Origin of the sequence: Neobacillus rhizophilus (genome assembly GCF_018343535.1) — a bacterium.
Taxonomy (GTDB): Bacteria; Bacillota; Bacilli; order Bacillales; family Cytobacillaceae; genus Neobacillus; species Neobacillus rhizophilus.
Map to the genome: position 1 here is coordinate 266,286 of NZ_JAGYPF010000004.1, position 12,985 is coordinate 279,270.

A 12,985-nucleotide genomic window follows, 5' to 3' on the forward strand; every position below is an offset into this window, starting at 1 on the left:
GCGCAAGTAGTAACGATAGGAATAAGGAGGAGCGCCAGTGACAGAACTTACCTCGTCCTCACGTCTAAAGGTCAAAAGGGATACATTTTTTCTCCCAGATCAAAAGGGGGGTGCCTATTTTAGAAATAACACAAGTTCATTCCGAATGGAAGGCAAAACCATCTACCAGTGGATTGAAAAATTGTTTCCGATGTTCAATGGAGAGCACACTTTGGAAACTTTGACACACGGACTAACACCGCCGTACCGTGACAGGGTATTCGAGATTGGAGAAACGTTGTACAAGAATGGGTTTGTTCGTGATGTCAGCAAAGATATTCCCCATGAATTAAATCGTCAAGTTCTTGAAAAATTTGTTTCACAAATTGAATTCATCGAGAATTTTGTCGATTCAGCTGCTTACAAATTTCAAGAATACCGCCAAGCTAAGGTTTTGGCTGTAGGTTCAGGACCCTTCATGGTTTCTTTGGTATCTGCTTTACTCGAATCAGGACTGCCCAAATTAAATGTCATGATAACAGATGGGGTTCCAACCAATCGGCTCCGTGTTCATGAGTTGGTGGAGAATGCGAGAAAAATCGATTCTGATGTGGAATTGGCAGAAGTCCCTTACCGTCATGGGGCAGGGATAAATTTTTGGAAAGAAGCCGTTCAGGACTATGATTGGATTCTATATGTCTCTCAGGAGGGAAATTTAAATGAATTAAGGAGTCTAAATCAAGTCTGCAAAGAAGAAAAGAAGGCATTCCTGCCAGCCATCTGTTTAGAAAAAGTGGGGCTCTCCGGTCCGTTGACTCATCCGGAATCAGAGGAATGCTTCGAGTCAGCATGGCGAAGAATTCATCAATCTTACCTGCAATCAGGAAAGCAGCCTGTAGAGTATTTTTCCACATCAGGAGCGCTTTTAGCCAATGTCTCTGTTTTTGAATTTTTCAAGAAGGCTACAGGAGTTGCAAGTTCAAATCAAAGTAATCAAATTTACCTGCTTAATCTTGAAACGATGGAAGGAGACTGGCTTTCTTTCATCACACATCCTTCATTAGCAGCTAAACGTAATACACCCGAACTGATTGAAAATCTTGATGAAAGACTGAAACAAGAAGCGGACAGGGATGAGGAACCGGGTTTGCTTTTAGACTATTTCAGTCAATTAACTTCAGAGGAAATAGGTATTTTCCATACCTGGGAGGAACGGGATTTGCCGCAGCTTCCTCTTTCCCAGTGTTATGTTCAGGCTGTTGACCCATTGTCAGAGGGACCTGCGGAGCTGCTTCAGGAAGTGTTATGTTCGGGCCTGACACATGAAGAAGCAAGAAGAAAAGCTGGGTTGAAGGGTATAGAAATGTATGTTTCAAAAATGATAGATTCCAATATATTTAGAGTCAGGAATCAGGCAGAGGGAGCACCAGTCGGTTTTATGGGCATCGGTTCAGGGGAAACAATTGCAGAGGCTGTTTGTCGGGGGCTGCAAGCCTATCTGGATGAAGAGTTGGAAAAAAGAAAAGCTGAAGGGCACAACACGGTTTATCGTGTGCCGATTGGAGCCATAGAAGATAAAACATGCAGATTTTATATAAATGCCCTGACTACCTTGAAAGGTTCACCGGCGATTGGTGTAAAAGAGGATGTAGCAGGCTTCCCAGTTGTATGGGTAAAGTCAAACGGCCGTTGGTACACAGGAGCAGGCTTAAATACAACATTGGCATTGCGCAATACACTCGAGCAAGCACTTTTCGATGCTCAAAACGGGATTAGTTCCGCTGAGAGGCAAGAGAATGATTCGATGATTTATCTGGAAAGAATAGGTACCAAATTCGAATTCTCCTCTTGTGAAGATATGACACAATTGGAGCTATTACAATCTGCTATTCAGGTGTTACACAGAAACAGTAAACAGCTATTAGTCTATGACCTGTCGATAGAGCCATTTTTACAACAAGTGCTGGCAGGAGTGTATGGTGTGCAGGTACGAGAGGGGGATTCCAAATGACTGCACCGGTCCTTATTAACGGAGCTGGTTTATTAGCGGAGTACGTCTATGATCTTCTGTCTACTAGCTATCTAGTAAGGCGTCAAGGCGTTTTGGAAGATATTCCTAAAGAAACGGAATTAGTCCTGTTGCTAGACGATGCCTGGCATCCAGCCGTTCATCAACAAGCTGAACAGCGATGCAGGACCGCCGGGATTCCTTGGCTTCGAGGTTTCGTTTCCTTTGGTGAGGGGATCATCGGCCCAATGATACGGAGAGAAAAACCGGGATGCTCACTCTGTGCCGACAAACGGCGCTTGATCGCCGGACCCGACCGCCTTGAAATGTGGGGAATTCAGGCGAGATTGACTTCAGGTGAAGGTGTGCTGCGTGATGCCTGGGCTTCCCGAACGGGGCTATCACAAATGGCCATCTTGATCAAAAACGAGGTTGACAAAGTTCTTCAAGGAGAACCCTCCTCCTTGGACGAAAGAATGTTCATTACCAATCTGAGATCGTTAACGACCTCTAGTCACTTTTTCCTGCCTGAACCATTGTGCCCGATTTGCAGTCCAATTCCTGAAGACACACCGGAATTAGCACAAATCAGGTTGGAATCCAGTCCTAAATTAAATGGTGAAGGCTATCGCACTCGTTCGATGGATGAATTGAAAACGGTGCTGGCTGCAGACTATTTGGATGAACGTACTGGAGTCATGAATGGAAAAATGGCGGATTTCAGGCTGCCATTTGCCGATATTTTAGTAAACATGCCGTTATTTGGTGCGGACGAGGGAGTAGCGGGCCGTACTAATTCCTATGAAATGAGTGAATTGACGGCAATTTTGGAGGGGTTGGAGCGATATTGCGGAATCCAGCCTCAAGGCAAAAGGAAGAAAGTTCGAGATAGTTATAACAATGTAAAGCATATCGCATTAGATCCTGCATCAGTAGGTCTGCATGACCAGGAACAATATACAAAGCCTCATTTTCCGTTTAAACCGTTTCATCCTGATGCACCCATGAATTGGGTTTGGGGTTATTCTTTTTTACAAGAACGTCCAATATTGGTACCGGAGTTACTTGCCTATTACAGTTTGGGAAATGGGGATGGCTATGTTTATGAAACCTCTAATGGGTGTGCGTTGGGTGGGAGCTTGGAGGAAGCCATTTTCCATGGGATTATGGAGGTCGTCGAGCGGGATTCCTTCTTGTTAACCTGGTATGCCAAGCTGGCCCTTCCTCGGCTTGACCCTCGTTCGGCTGACGATAAAGAAGTAGAGTTGATGGTGGACCGCTTACGTGATGTCGCGGGATATGACGTTTATCTTTACAATTCAACGATGGAACATGAAATCCCCAGCGTTTTTGCAATTGCAAAAAACCGACAATCAAAGGGGGTAAACCTCATTTGTGCTGCAGGAGCGAATCCTGATCCTGTCAGAGCTGTAAAAAGTTCGCTTTTCGAGCTCGCTGGAATGATGGTTCGGCATGACAAAATATTGGAGGAAGACCGGCAGAAATATGAACAAATGCTGAAGGATCCATATGCAGTCCGTTTGATGCCGGACCATGGCTTGCTCTACGGTCTGAAGGAAGCAGAGAACCGGCTCGACTTTTTATTGGATGACAATCGTCCATTACGAACGTTTGCTGAGGAATTTAAACAGCCTCCTGCGAATACCGATTTGAAGGATGACCTGCAGGATATTCTTCAGCGGTTCCAAGAACTGCACCTCGAGGTTATTGTGGTGGACCAAACAACACCGATCACCAAACGGAATGGATTATACTGTGTAAAGGTATTGATTCCTGGCATGCTGCCGATGACATTCGGACATCACCTGACCCGTGTCAAAGGACTGGAAAGGGTTCTCCAAGTGCCAGTGAAACTTGGATACGCCAAACAGCCGTTGGCGTATGAACAGCTAAATCCAGATCCGCATCCATTCCCATAATGGAAAGGAAGGAGGTTTACTCTTGAAACTGGAGACATTTCTGCACCACCTTCACTTTGATCCGGAAAAAATCGCTCCGCCAGATTGGCAAGTCGATTGGGACGATGCGCCGCTTCCCTATAAACTATACCGCGGAATACCCGAGATTCCATTAACCGGTGAAGTACCGTTAACGCTTGAGCAGCGAGATGCCCATGCAGAGCAAGGACTAGAGGAGCTCGGGTCTTTCTTATGGTATGTATACGGTCTAACGCATTACGCACAATCCGCTTACCTTGAAGATCCCGAGGATATAACTACTGTAAACTATCTTCAGTTATTACGAAAATTTGTTCCTTCTGGCGGGGCATTGTATCCCAATGAATTATATGTGTATGCAAAGATAAAGGACGTACCAACGGGAATTTACCATTACGATGTAGCCCATCACAGCCTTCGCTTGCTCCGAGAAGGAAATTATGATTCCTATTTGTCCAGGAGCCTTGGGAATTGTGATGTTTCTGATTGTTTCTGCACGGTTTTTGTCTCGACGGTTTTTTGGAAAAATTTTTACAAATATAATAATTTTTCCTACCGTCTACAAGGTTTAGATACTGGTGTGGTCATTGGGCAAACATTAGAAGTGGCAGATCGGATGGGATTCTCGTCAATGGTATGCTACCAATTTCTTGATCGCTCTATTAATCATTTACTTGGACTAACCGAACAGGACGAAAGTGTCTATGCGGTGATCCCTTTATCTATCAATCCATTTATCCAGTGTGATGACCACGTTTATACGGAGGAGATTGTTTCTGCCGCTGAATTGTCCCAGGAAGTGCCGTTGCTGAAAACGGAAACCTATAACCGTTCAAAGAGAGTCCTTGATTACCCGCTACTCAGAGAGATGAACGGGGCATCGATGTTTGAAACAACCCAGTCATTTGTGAAGATAAAGAAGGGTGATCGTGTTCAAAGGTCATATGGTACGGAATTGATCATGCTACCATATACGGAGTCCTTTTCGTACGATCTTGTTTCTGTTTGTAGAGAGAGGCATTCTCCTGATGTTGATTTTATGATGGGGAAAGTCAGTCAAACTCAACTAGCCACCTTGTTGAAGGAGGTTTTTTCCAGACCTTACCAGAATGATCTTGACGGCACAGATGGAAAAACGGGGACTCGTGTTTCGTTGTACGGCTTTTTTTATAACGTGGAGGGTGTTTCAGATGGTGCTTACACCTATGAGAAAGGCGCTCATGCACTGAGTAGAATTAGAAACGGGGATTTCCGTGAGATATTACAAAATGGTTTAACCATGCCCAATGTCAATCTGTTTCAAGTTCCGCTCTGCCTGCATTTGGTTGGAGACAAGGAACATCTTAAAGAAAAACTGGGCTATAGAGGATACAGAATTCAACAAATGGAAGCGGGAATCCTCTTGCAACGGCTGCTTTTGATCTCATGTGCCTTAGGGTTAGGGGGACACCCTTTATTAGGTTTTGATGCGAAGCAATGTGATGAACTTTATCGAGCCGAAGCGAAACAAATAACGAGCCTCATCCAAATCCCTGTGGGGCCGTACCGTTCGCGTGCATGGTTAAAAGGAAGTTTAAAAAGTTAGACCTGTTTACCTTGTATATCTAATATCAGGTGCCCTAGTCCAAGGTTAGTTAAAGGACTAGGGTTTTTTGTTATTTAAACTATCCATTAATGAACAATCTTTGGCGAATTAGAAAAAATATGGGCAAGTACACAAATAGGTATATAACCCCCCAGGACATTTCCAGGGGTTTTTATAGTTGTTAGCCCATACAAATTTTCTCCATTTACATAGTCTGTATTGACAGTTCGAAAGGAAGTATCAAATACGTGGTAGGTAACAGCAGTGGATTTGCATTAATCGTTGTTTTGTTTATCCTGCTAATTATTATTTGTGCTTCTTTTTGTGGTGTCTGGTAAAAAAATTTGAATGCTTTAAAGAAAGGGTGATTATTGATGGATGGATTAGGTGCTTATGGCTACGGAGGTTGCGGATGCGGCGGTTATGGCTACGGAGGTTGTGGATGCGTCAGTTATGGTTACGGAGGTTTCGGTTGCGGAAACACGTTTGTTTTAATCGTTGTATTATTTATCCTGTTAATTATTGTTGGATGTGCCTGTTACTATTAAGGTTTGATCAAGGTCCTTTAAAGGGCCTTTTTTTTATGAAGAATCATTTATATTATTGTCTGGCAGATGTAACAGCGAAATTTTAAGGGAACTCTTCTTTTGATTTTTATAAAAAGCCCATACATAAAAGACTTTTAGGCATACTCTATTGTAGGCCATATCTAATAAACATAATATCTCCTGAAGAAGACGGTGTCGGATACCATCTTCTTCGTACATATTTTTATGGGTTACACTACATTATTATTTCAAACGTTGTCTTATAGGTTAGTTTGTATTATTTTATTGGAAAACTTGGCTACTTGTTCATAGTGGAAAAGCCCTTTTTTTATATGGGGAAAAGTAACGGACTGGATAGACAATCTGAGTGCCTATCTCCATTAAAAGTTCCCTAATGAAAAAAACACTTAAGGGAGAAATTGTACTTAGTAGAAATGTTGGAGGTATTTGGAGAACTTCCAGATCTTAATACAGTAAAGAAACGTTTGCGATAAACGCAAACGTTCCTTAAGTGGTGTATATGGTATGGTGCTTTTGGCTGCGGCTAGTAATATTATATGCAACTAGAATAAATGAGAGTGGACAAGCGTTGAATTTACAAAAGATTATTTTTTACAAGAAGAATCCGCCTCTTCTTCTTCTTCTCTCGATTTCAATTGCGATTCGTCTTCTTCTCTCTATTTCGATTTCAATTTCAATTATTCTTCTTCTTCTTTCAATTTCAATTTCAATTTCAATGGGAACGAATCGTCTTCTTCTAAAGCCGTCTGGAAAGGGAAACATGCATAAAACCTCCTTTCCTATATATTAATATCGGGTAAAAGGACAGATTAATCTAACCCAACCTGTCCTTCACCAATTAGGAGCGCCACTAAATTAATAGCCGCTCATAAAGGAAGCTCCTACGATGATAAGGAGAACAAACAAAACCACAATTAATGCAGCAACATTGTTTTTGCGTTCTCTGCGTTCTCTGCGTTCTTCCATGTATAACACCTCCTATCTGAAAAGTTTATATTCATCGGATTCTATCGTTGGGATTAATAAGCAAAGCTAGTTAGAACGATAATTAACAGAACAAACAAAACTACGATTAAGACAAAGCTGCTGCCGCCGTATCCATACATGTGCCTCACCACCCTTTGTTGGTTTTTATACGAAAATCAATCAATCAATAAACAAGGCTAGTTAGAACGATGATAAGCAGAATAAATAGTACTACGATTAACACAAAGCTATTGCCGCCGTATCCATACATAACCCTCACCACCCTTTTTTAATAGGAGGAAAGAAACTTTCCTCTATGTATATATATTTATTTGGACAAGGATTGCGTGGACAAGCATCACGGTATTCTGAAATAATTATTTTTTTTAAAATTTTCCCCTGAAAATATAAAAAAGAGGCGTCTGCAATTCGTGCAAACGCCTTAAAGGAGGTTTTAATATATGGTTGACGGAGGTAATAATAACATATTCATTCATTGCTAAAGTGTGTGGACAAGCGTATAAAAAAGAAAAAACTTTTTTAGAATAATATACAGCATATGCTTGAAATCAAAATGTAAATATTCTGTCACTATAATATCGTTGAGGTTATGAATTGATAAGTATAAACTTTAATTACTATTTGAGGAGTGATTAAAGTGAAAACAGTTTCAGTAAATGAGTTAAAGTTTAAGAAAAATTTAACGATGATTGAGCAATTTTCAATACAAGATTTCCTATTTAGATATATTAGACAAACCGCAGAAGAAATTGATGATATTCTAAAACTTGAGTATTCAGAGAATGTCTTTGCTAAGATGGAGGCAAAGCTGGAACCAGTAATACTTATTAATGGGGATGAACAATTCAGATATGTGACAATAACTGAAGATAATCAAATTGTAATAGGTGTTTTAGATTCCAATAAAGAGTTAAAGCATAGTATCATTTTTCTAGATGAAGTTTAATAGTTAGCATTTATGAGGAAATATAAACAACTGTTTTACATACATAACAAATCTTTTAATCTAGGTAATACTATTTTTAGACTTTTTTGAGAACATTTTATAAATCTTCAACGAAAAATAGGCTCTTTATTTAGTGACAGCGACCTATAAGAAATCATAAATTGTTGAAGAGAGTACACGGCGTGTTTAGTGTTTTATCTTACACATTCATCTCTCTATTCAGGTTTAACCTGATGAAATACAAAGGGGAGGAAAAAATGCATAATTTTCAAAATGAGCTGCAAGGGTTAGGCATCGATCCTTATCAAGCTGGTGAGTTAGTTGCGATGGATCCACAGAGCCTGGATCCGCGCCTGCATGGCGGCATGGGTTGTGGTGGCGGTATGCGCTGTGGCGGTGGCATGGGTTGTGGCGGCATGCGATGCGGAGGGGGCTTTAGGTGCGGAGGCTTTCGTTGTGGCGGTTTCCGTTGTGGTGGTTTTAGCTGCATTGGTTTTAGCTGTTTCGGTATTGGGTTTTCGTGTGGCGGATGTGGTGGTTGTGGTGGTTGTGGCGGCTACTATGATGGCTACTATAATGGCTACTATAACTGCTATAACTGTGTCAGCGTTGTGGTTGTATAAACTTATTCAAGTAACGGCATTTTGTAAAATAAACAAATAAAATAATAAAGGGACAGTACTGTTATTCGTACTGTCCCTTTTAGATTGAATTTGTATAAATCTTACTGCGCGAAGCAAGCATAATTTGCTTCGCTTTTTTTTTTCGTGAGACTTAGCCATTAGAGTTTCATTCTTTATTGGATATTTCCTTCTGTTTGGACATCGGTAAAGTTATATTGTGATTATTTTTTAGACTCCAGTTGATTTATTGAAAAAAGGGTACAAGTCTAAAGCCTGTCTTATTCGTTTTTCATAGGATAAAGTACAACAACACAAGAGGGACAGATGGTAGGGGGGGACATCAGCGGAACGATTGTAGAGGAAGGTATGTGGTCTCAGGAAACTTCCTGAGATATCACAAAATGAAGGGAGAAAAAATATGGTCCATTTAACCGTCTGGATCACCATTGTGACTTTTTTGGTTACCCTCGGACTTATTCTTTGGCGGCCAAAAGGCATCAATGAAGCGATACCTGCCGCAATAGGTGCGGTTATTGTTGTCCTTAGTGGAAGTGTTTCATTATCAGATCTGGGGATCATTTCAGAAACCATAAGTGGTGCTGCCATTACGATCATGGCAACGATTGTCATGGCGATTGTATTAGAAAGTTTTGGGTTCTTTAGCTGGATGGCTGAAAAACTCGCAGAAAGAGCAAAGGGGTCAGGAATACGTTTATTCTGGTATGTCAATCTTTTGTGCTTTCTAATGACACTTTTCTTCAATAACGATGGAAGTATCTTAATCACAACCCCAATCTTAGTCATGTTGCTAAACAACATGGGTTTAAAAAACCATCAGAAAATTCCGTATTTGCTATCTGGAGCGCTAATTGCGACTGCTTCCAGTGCCCCAATTGGTGTAAGTAACATTGTAAATTTAATTGCGCTTAAAATCGTCCATATGGATTTGTGGCTGCATACGGCGATGATGTTTGTACCTGCAACGCTAGGATTACTGCTGCTGACTTGGTTCTTGTTCCTTCGTTTTAAGAAAATCTTACCGAAAACCGTTCCTACGAATGTTTCAGGGCTGACAAGTTCAAAGTATCACCCGCTTAAACCAGCTAAAGGTGTTGAACATCCTTCAGAAAAAGCCCGTTCAAGATTTATGCGTAATGTTTTGCTGTTCGTGTTTGCTGTCCGTTGCAGCCTGTTTGTTGCTTCATTTTTGGGCATTCCCGTTTCTCTAATGGCTGTAATCGGTTCGCTTATTCTTTTAGCATGGAGATGGGCATACTTAAAAATCTCCCCAGCCGATATGCTGAAGAAAACGCCGTGGTATATTATCGTTTTCGCCTTTTGTATGTATACCATCATTTACGGTCTCAATAACATCGGATTGACAGACTGGCTGATTGGTTTCATGGAACCGATAGTTTCTGGAAGCCTGCTCCACGCGAGTGTCATGATGGGCGTGCTCCTATCCGTTCTCTCCAATATTTTTAATAATCACCCAGCCCTCATGGTTGGAACACTTACCTTAACCCATATGGATCTTAGTTTGCTCGAATTGAAAATTGCCTACTTGGCGAACGTGATTGGCAGCGATATGGGCTCGTTGCTGCTTCCGATGGGAACCCTTGCTACATTGATGTGGATGCATATCGTAAGGAAAGGAAAAGTAATGATCAGTTGGTGGGAGTATATCAAAATTACGGTTGTCGTCATACCACCTGCAACTCTGTTTACCCTAGTCGTTTTATATTATTGGGTTTCTTGGCTTTTTGGCGGCGCTCTTTCGCATTAAGATATTTTAGTGAAAAAGGAGAATTAAGATGCCGATTGATTTTGTTGATTTAATAGGAAAGAAAATTGAAGTTGAACTTTCGGGAGGAAATTTTCACAAAGGAATCCTGTTAGATAGCGGATTAGACATCATCGTCTTGTACGATAGCAAAAACCATCGTTTCATTTATATTCCATTCATTCATGTACAAAGATTAAAAGAAACTGAATTAGAAGAAGAAGATTTTACTAATACCCCACCGACGGAAAAACCAATTGAAACAGATGCCATTTCTTTTCGAAAGGCATTAACTGTTGCTAAAGGATTGTTCTTGAATGTTTATGTTACAGGGAATAAATCCATTCATGGCTACCTAACTAGCATTATGAACGACTATTTCGTATTTCACTCACCTGTATATAAAACAATGTGTATCTCAATGAATCATGTGAAATGGCTCATTCCCTATCCGCCAAATACAACACCATATTCCTTAACAAGTGAAAATCTGCCCCTTATGCCTAAATCCACTGCTTTGGCAAGGTCGTTTGATGAGCAGTTGAAAAAATTTGAAAATCAACTTGTCATTATTGATGGTGGAGATGATCCTGAAAAAATAGGCGTACTCCAAAAGATTCAATATAACAAAATCGCTTTAGTCACAGCCGAAGGGGAACGGATCTATCGGAATGTGGAGCATATTAAAACAGTACAATTACCTTAACAACGATGTGAAAACTTGAGAGATTGATATAACAACATTAAAGAAAGGCAGAGTAATGTCGTGTTTAGTCAATATAAACAAAATGAATAATCCATTCTGTTGGCAGACGAGAATGGATTATTGAATCAACGTTAACGCTATATTTGACCGTGTCGTTTTTGTCACGGTCTTTTTTTTCTGGTGTCCTACCTATGGTTATGATATGTTATTGACTTTAATTTTGTTCAGGCTAAAAATTATTTTGTCGGTTTAGCATTAACTCTTTTCATAAATAAAGGAAAACAAACCATTAAATGACGGCACTGGTATCAAGATGGATTTGTAAAATGGGGGAGAAATTTATGGGGATTGTCTTACTTATTTTAGCAGGGATAATCGAGGTTGGGTTAGCAGTTTACAGCATCAAGACTAAATCCAACCAGAAGCGCATCAGAAATTGGGTGCGCATTAGCGCGCTTATTGTTTTCGTAGTATTCGTAACCATCATCAAGTGGAGTCTCAGGTGGGAGATCCCAGCAGCTGTGCTTCTAATTTTTGGAATCATCGCCGTTATTTCATTACTAAGAAACAAGGAAGAGAAGAAATATCGTCCTGTCGGGAACATCTTTAAGGCGGTTGGGACATGGGTATTGATCGCTGTTGCATTGTTACCTGCCATCATTTTTCCACAGCATAAGGCAGTAGCAGCAACTGGCTTTTACGATGTCACGACAAAAATGTTTACGTTAACAGATGACAAGCGAAACGAAACTTTCACCGATTCAGAGGAGAAGAGAAAGGTAAATATTGAATTTTGGTATCCAAAGAATGCAATAGGGAAATATCCACTTATCGTCTTTTCTCATGGTGCGTTTGGAATTAAGGCAAGTAATTCTTCTACTTTTGAAAATCTAGCAAGTAACGGGTATGTCGTTGTATCGATTGACCATCCCTATCATTCTTTGTATACGAGAGATAGTGATGGCAATATGACGTTGGCAGATCAGTCTTTTATGCAGGAAGTGCAGGATGCGAATAATGGCGTATATGATGAGGAGACTTCCTTTAAGCTCGAGCAAAAGTGGTTGAAATTGAGAACAGACGACATCAATTTTGTAATGAATACCATAAAGCAACAAGCGAGTAATCAGGCTTCGGATGAAGTGTATCAACTGATCGACACAAATAAAATCGGTTTAATTGGTCATTCCTTAGGTGGTGCCGCAGCTGCAAAGCTTGGCAGAGATCGTCATGATATCGCTGCTGTCATCAATCTGGATGCAGACTTGCTTGGAGGAGAGTTAGGAGTGAAGGATGGCAAGCCAGTCATTAATAAAGATATTTATCCGGTCCCATTGCTAAGTATTTATACGGATACGATGAAGAATTTAATGGAAAGCGTTACTGACCCAAATCTCGTGCTGCCGCAAAAGTATATCTCGGACACTGCTCCTGATGCATATGAGGTGTTTATAAAAGGAACAAATCACTTGAGCCTAACTGATTTACCTGTTGTATCACCGTTTTTTGCCAAGATGATTAATGGTTCAACAGATAAGAGCACTACCGCTCATGCTGCTGATAAATACAAAGTGCTTGAAACGATGAATGAGATTGTCCTAGAATTCTTTAATAGTTACGTGAAGGATGAAGGTAGTTTTCATGCCGCTAAAACGTACTAGAAATGATTGTGATTGGAGATGACGTGAGAAATTAGCAAAGGAATAGAACAAGTAACGAACACGAAAGAAGCCTTGTGTTGAAGAATAGCACTCCCGGGAATTTAAAAAGCGGTCAATTCTTTTATCCAAATAAAAGGCACCCGAATCACTCATTCGGGTGCCTTTTGTCTACTATTCTCT

14 protein-coding genes are annotated in these 12,985 nt (G+C 40.6%); 10 read left to right on the top strand and 4 right to left on the bottom strand.

All coding sequences use genetic code 11. From position 1 onward, the window contains the following. The first annotated feature begins 37 nt into the window (after positions 1-37). The 5 genes from KHA99_RS19590 to KHA99_RS19610 all read left to right on the top strand — a co-directional run bounded on the left by KHA99_RS19590 (position 38) and on the right by KHA99_RS19610 (position 6,078). The gene (locus KHA99_RS19590) at positions 38-1,990 is read left to right on the top strand and encodes a putative thiazole-containing bacteriocin maturation protein (protein WP_213119181.1); all 1,953 of its coding nucleotides are present in this window, start codon (positions 38-40) and stop codon (positions 1,988-1,990) included. Further along, the gene (locus KHA99_RS19595) at positions 1,987-3,927 is read left to right on the top strand and encodes a TOMM precursor leader peptide-binding protein (protein ID WP_213119182.1); all 1,941 of its coding nucleotides are present in this window, start codon (positions 1,987-1,989) and stop codon (positions 3,925-3,927) included. Before KHA99_RS19590 ends, KHA99_RS19595 begins: the two co-directional genes overlap by 4 nt. Positions 3,928-3,949: 22 nt before the next feature. Next, positions 3,950-5,530, top strand: coding sequence for a SagB family peptide dehydrogenase (locus KHA99_RS19600; protein WP_213119183.1), 1,581 nt, complete (start codon positions 3,950-3,952; stop codon positions 5,528-5,530). Positions 5,531-5,778: 248 nt separating this feature from the next. After that, complete coding sequence (locus KHA99_RS19605) at positions 5,779-5,868, top strand: YjcZ family sporulation protein (RefSeq protein ID WP_372447621.1); 90 nt, start codon at positions 5,779-5,781, stop codon at positions 5,866-5,868. Positions 5,869-5,904: 36 nt separating this feature from the next. Next, positions 5,905-6,078, top strand: coding sequence for a YjcZ family sporulation protein (locus KHA99_RS19610; protein WP_213119184.1), 174 nt, complete (start codon positions 5,905-5,907; stop codon positions 6,076-6,078). Positions 6,079-6,690: 612 nt separating this feature from the next. Here KHA99_RS19610 and KHA99_RS19615 read toward each other — a convergent pair. The 4 genes from KHA99_RS19615 to KHA99_RS31575 form a co-directional block, all read right to left on the bottom strand. Continuing rightward, the gene (locus KHA99_RS19615) at positions 6,691-6,861 is read right to left on the bottom strand and encodes a hypothetical protein (protein ID WP_213119185.1); all 171 of its coding nucleotides are present in this window, start codon (positions 6,859-6,861) and stop codon (positions 6,691-6,693) included. A gap of 93 nt (positions 6,862-6,954) precedes the next feature. After that, positions 6,955-7,065, bottom strand: a complete 111-nt coding sequence (locus KHA99_RS19620) for a YjcZ family sporulation protein (protein ID WP_213119186.1) — start codon at positions 7,063-7,065, stop codon at positions 6,955-6,957. A gap of 53 nt (positions 7,066-7,118) precedes the next feature. Continuing rightward, positions 7,119-7,205, bottom strand: coding sequence for a YjcZ family sporulation protein (locus KHA99_RS19625; RefSeq protein ID WP_213119758.1), 87 nt, complete (start codon positions 7,203-7,205; stop codon positions 7,119-7,121). A 44-nt stretch (positions 7,206-7,249) separates the two neighbouring features. Then, positions 7,250-7,336, bottom strand: coding sequence for a YjcZ family sporulation protein (locus KHA99_RS31575; RefSeq protein WP_213119759.1), 87 nt, complete (start codon positions 7,334-7,336; stop codon positions 7,250-7,252). Between the two features lie 387 nt (positions 7,337-7,723). On the opposite strand from KHA99_RS31575, the gene KHA99_RS19635 reads away from it, so the two are divergent. The 5 genes from KHA99_RS19635 to KHA99_RS19655 all read left to right on the top strand — a co-directional run bounded on the left by KHA99_RS19635 (position 7,724) and on the right by KHA99_RS19655 (position 12,805). Next, complete coding sequence (locus tag KHA99_RS19635) at positions 7,724-8,032, top strand: hypothetical protein (RefSeq protein ID WP_213119187.1); 309 nt, start codon at positions 7,724-7,726, stop codon at positions 8,030-8,032. A 257-nt stretch (positions 8,033-8,289) separates the two neighbouring features. Beyond that, positions 8,290-8,655, top strand: coding sequence for a heterocycloanthracin/sonorensin family bacteriocin (locus KHA99_RS19640; RefSeq protein ID WP_213119760.1), 366 nt, complete (start codon positions 8,290-8,292; stop codon positions 8,653-8,655). Positions 8,656-9,073: 418 nt separating this feature from the next. Next, positions 9,074-10,441, top strand: a complete 1,368-nt coding sequence (locus KHA99_RS19645; RefSeq protein WP_213119188.1) for an arsenic transporter — start codon at positions 9,074-9,076, stop codon at positions 10,439-10,441. A gap of 28 nt (positions 10,442-10,469) precedes the next feature. Beyond that, positions 10,470-11,144, top strand: a complete 675-nt coding sequence (locus KHA99_RS19650; protein ID WP_213119189.1) for a YwrJ family protein — start codon at positions 10,470-10,472, stop codon at positions 11,142-11,144. Positions 11,145-11,485: 341 nt separating this feature from the next. Beyond that, positions 11,486-12,805, top strand: a complete 1,320-nt coding sequence (locus KHA99_RS19655; RefSeq protein ID WP_213119190.1) for an alpha/beta hydrolase family protein — start codon at positions 11,486-11,488, stop codon at positions 12,803-12,805. The last annotated feature ends 180 nt before the right edge of the window (positions 12,806-12,985 follow it).